2 protein-coding genes and 1 pseudogene are annotated in these 3,258 nt (G+C 42.7%); 1 reads left to right on the top strand and 2 read right to left on the bottom strand.

Annotated features, from left to right (window positions below; translation table 11 throughout):
- Positions 1-859: Rpn family recombination-promoting nuclease/putative transposase (locus F6K38_RS37745; RefSeq protein WP_287360105.1), on the bottom strand; the 859-nt coding region annotated here is incomplete at its 3' end.
- 400 nt (positions 860-1,259) lie between these two features.
- Between F6K38_RS37745 and F6K38_RS37740 the strand changes: the two genes are divergently transcribed.
- Entirely contained in the window at positions 1,260-1,499 is a 240-nt protein-coding gene (locus tag F6K38_RS37740) for a hypothetical protein (protein ID WP_287256723.1), read from the top strand.
- A 590-nt stretch (positions 1,500-2,089) separates the two neighbouring features.
- Here F6K38_RS37740 and F6K38_RS37735 read toward each other — a convergent pair.
- Positions 2,090-3,130 (bottom strand): annotated as a pseudogene (locus F6K38_RS37735) (RNA-guided endonuclease InsQ/TnpB family protein); the annotation flags it as partial.
- Positions 3,131-3,258 lie beyond the last annotated feature (128 nt).

Below are 3,258 nucleotides of genomic sequence, written 5' to 3'. Positions count from 1 at the left end.
CATTACTTGTTAGTTTTCCAAAGCGGCGCTCAAGCTGTCGCAATAGTAAGCTTCTTTCACCTTCTAATCTGCCCTCTTCTCTGCCCTCTTCTCTGCCCTCTTCTCTGCCCTCTTCTCGTCCTTCTTCTATTCCCTCTTCTCGTCCTTCCCTTTTCGCTAGACTCAATGCACCTCGCCTATCCTCCCAGAACATCTCCTGTTTGCGGATCTTTTCCAATTCTGACACACTCAACCCCGCTTGATTGGCTATAGTTAAAGCTTGTTCCAGCTGTGGTATTTCCCTCATCTGATCAGGAATAACTTCTAAGCTGGGAGCATCTTTGATAAAATAGATCCACTTATCTACCAAACTTTCTAACTCTTCCAGCTGCTTAGTAAATTTGGGAAGTTCCACAAACACCATTTTTAACTCATTTTCCTGATAAGGCAAGTGGTCTTCTTCTTCTTGAAAGTAAAAACTGCTAATGACTTTCTCTGTTGAAGGGAACAGCTTAAAATCAGTGATAGTTAAAGCAATGACCGGATTGAGATCGAAATATCCCTGTCCGGATTTAAGTTGATTCCCGTAGGTTTTGCACAAATTATAAACGACTCGCTTCTCGAAAGCCTCTACATTCCAGAGTTGCATTTCAATGATAACAGTCGTTCCATTCTCTAATACTGCCTTAACATCCAGATAGGTGTCTTTTAAATCAACCACATCCCCCGCACTGTAGGGGTCAATAATTTCTAAATCCTGGATGACAGAATTACCGGAGTAAATCATGGCATTAAGGAAGGAAATCAGAATATCTTTACTCTGATCTGATCCAAAGATTTTCTTGAAAGCAAAGTCAGTTTTAGGACTAATGAATCTCATGGTTTTACAGGGTTAATTAAACCGTTTAGTTGTTAGTTAATTTTTTGTAAGCATTCAGCTATTAGCTAATGCGCTACGGAACTTTTGAATAAAAAAGGTAAGGATTGGTTTAATCTGAGTTAAGTCCCAGCGTCGTTCGCACAGCGTGGCCATTCGCGTAGCGTGGCCGTTCGCGTAGCGTGGCCAAAAGGCCAAAAGGCCAAGGCCAAAGCCTGTGCCACTGCTGACTGCTGCTGAACGCTGAACGCTGACTACTGAATGCTTATAATTTATTTACCTTTATAGTAACAGTTTTGGCTGGGCTTGTTGGCACCATAATTAGTTATATAGCGAGCGCTTTTCAAAAAGGTGATGGACAAATTTTGGCGTTGCATAAATACGGGATTATTTTAATAGTTTTGTGGCATGGGCATCTTGCCGTGCCATGGGTATCTGGCTGTGGAACGGGCATCTTGCTGTGGAACGGGCATCTTGCCTGTTTCATTTTTCAGGTGCGCAGGATGCCCATGCCACTCATATTAATCCCTTGATTCAGAAGCGATGCAGCGCGGTCTTGGGGGTTTCCCCCATGAGCGACTGCATCAAGACAATGCCGTATCCCCAAGAGAGATCCGGTGGGTTGCTGAAAAGCCAGGATTGATAATCGTGATTTTTTTGGCATCATGGAAGTAGCTCCTATTTAGGTGGGAGGAAAACCGCGCTGGAGATGATTAACGGCCATGACCAGCGCGGTTATTAGTTTCAGTCGTCACCTTCTATAGTATAGATAAATCCTCAAAAAAATGCAAGGGTAAATAAAAATATTTTACATTGATTTACAATTAGTTTTATTAACAATTTATAGACTCAATTATGTATAATTTATTGACATAATTTTTTTAATTAACTGAGCTACAAATTCTTGGTTTTTAGGGAGCAGGAATCCCCTCTAACTCCAGGGCTGTTTCTTGCGTCGGACTCAAATGTAATTGGTGGGGAGGTGGGGAGATAGGGAGATAGGGAGATAGGGAGTAGGGAGTAGCGATGCATCGCTATTCTAACCTTAATTTTTATCATTAAGATTAGTTTATTGATCATAAAATGTGGAGCTGAAACTTTTATTTGATGGTGCTTTCGCCAGAAGCCGTTAAAAGTCAGCTTATAACCACAAGTACGGTAGAGCCAGCAGGACTTACAAGAAATCTAACCAACAGCAAATCCATCATATTGACGCTTGAACTACCCCACCCTTTAGAGGGATGGGGATTCCCAGGCACAGTCGTGCGCGACTGTTGTCTCCGTGGGCGTAACTTTCCTTCGCACCGAAGGTAGCTGGGCAGGGTCAATTCCCAGTTTTTTGAGACCCTTATTTCTGATATTTACTCCGCCATTTATATCAGCATCATCGTGATACCCACATTCAGTACAGACAAATTTCTCCCCACTTCGGTTGTCTGCACTGGTGTGATGGCATTTTGGACATTCTTGGGATGTATGTCTGGGGTTTATCTTGATTACTGGAATGCCTGACTTTGCAGCCACGACTTCTACCTTTTTGATCAGTTCTCCCCAGGCAGCATCAGAGATCACACGGTTGAGCCCCTTTTTAGCAGATTGTCCGTTGTGATCATAACCACCATTTTCATTGGGCTTAGGCTTACAACGGGATTTCATTCCCCTGATATTTAAATCCTCAAATATCAGGGCGTCTGTGCCATCGGTTAACTGCTTTGCAATCTCCCAATGGCATGCAGAACGCTTGTTGGTTATTTTCTCGTGTAAATAGGCAACCTTACCAAATAATTTCTTGCGATTATTAGATCCTTTTTTCTTTCGACTTGCAGCTCTTTGCCTGAGTTTTAAACGTCTTGCTTGACGCTTAAATTTATTGGTATTAGCCGGATTTACGATAGTCTCCCCGTCAGAAGTACTAACCAGCTTTTTAATCCCAAGATCACATCCCTTAACACGATCTGGTCTAATCTCGTTGGCTGTTTTAACCGGAGACAATGGAACTGACTTGTTTTCAATTTGAAGACTGACAAACCAACCCCGAGATTTTCTGCGTACGGTTACAGATTTTATGGTGAAACCGTCTGGTATAGGACGGGAATTGTAAAAGCCCATCCAGCCAATCCCAGGTAAATAGATTCCATCGCCGTCTAGTTTTACCTGACCCGGGGAATATTTGAAGCTCCGATAGCGAGAACGCCTCTTAGGTCTAGGGTACTTAGCCTCCCCTTTAAAGAATTTTGTGAAAGCAGTATCCAACTGTCTTAACATTTGTTGTAAAACAGTTGAGTATTAAACTAAGCCGCAGAGTTACCTCTGCGACTCGTCTCCAAAACCGTACGTGACAGTTTCCCGTCATACGGCTCCTCATGATAGGAACACACTTTCATTGGTACCTCCACATTAGA

It is taken from the genome of Moorena sp. SIO3B2 (genome assembly GCF_010692525.1).
GTDB lineage: Bacteria > Cyanobacteriota > Cyanobacteriia > Cyanobacteriales > Coleofasciculaceae > Moorena > Moorena producens.
The sequence above is the reverse complement of the archived record's forward strand: the minus strand, read 5'-3'. Positions and strand labels throughout refer to the sequence as shown.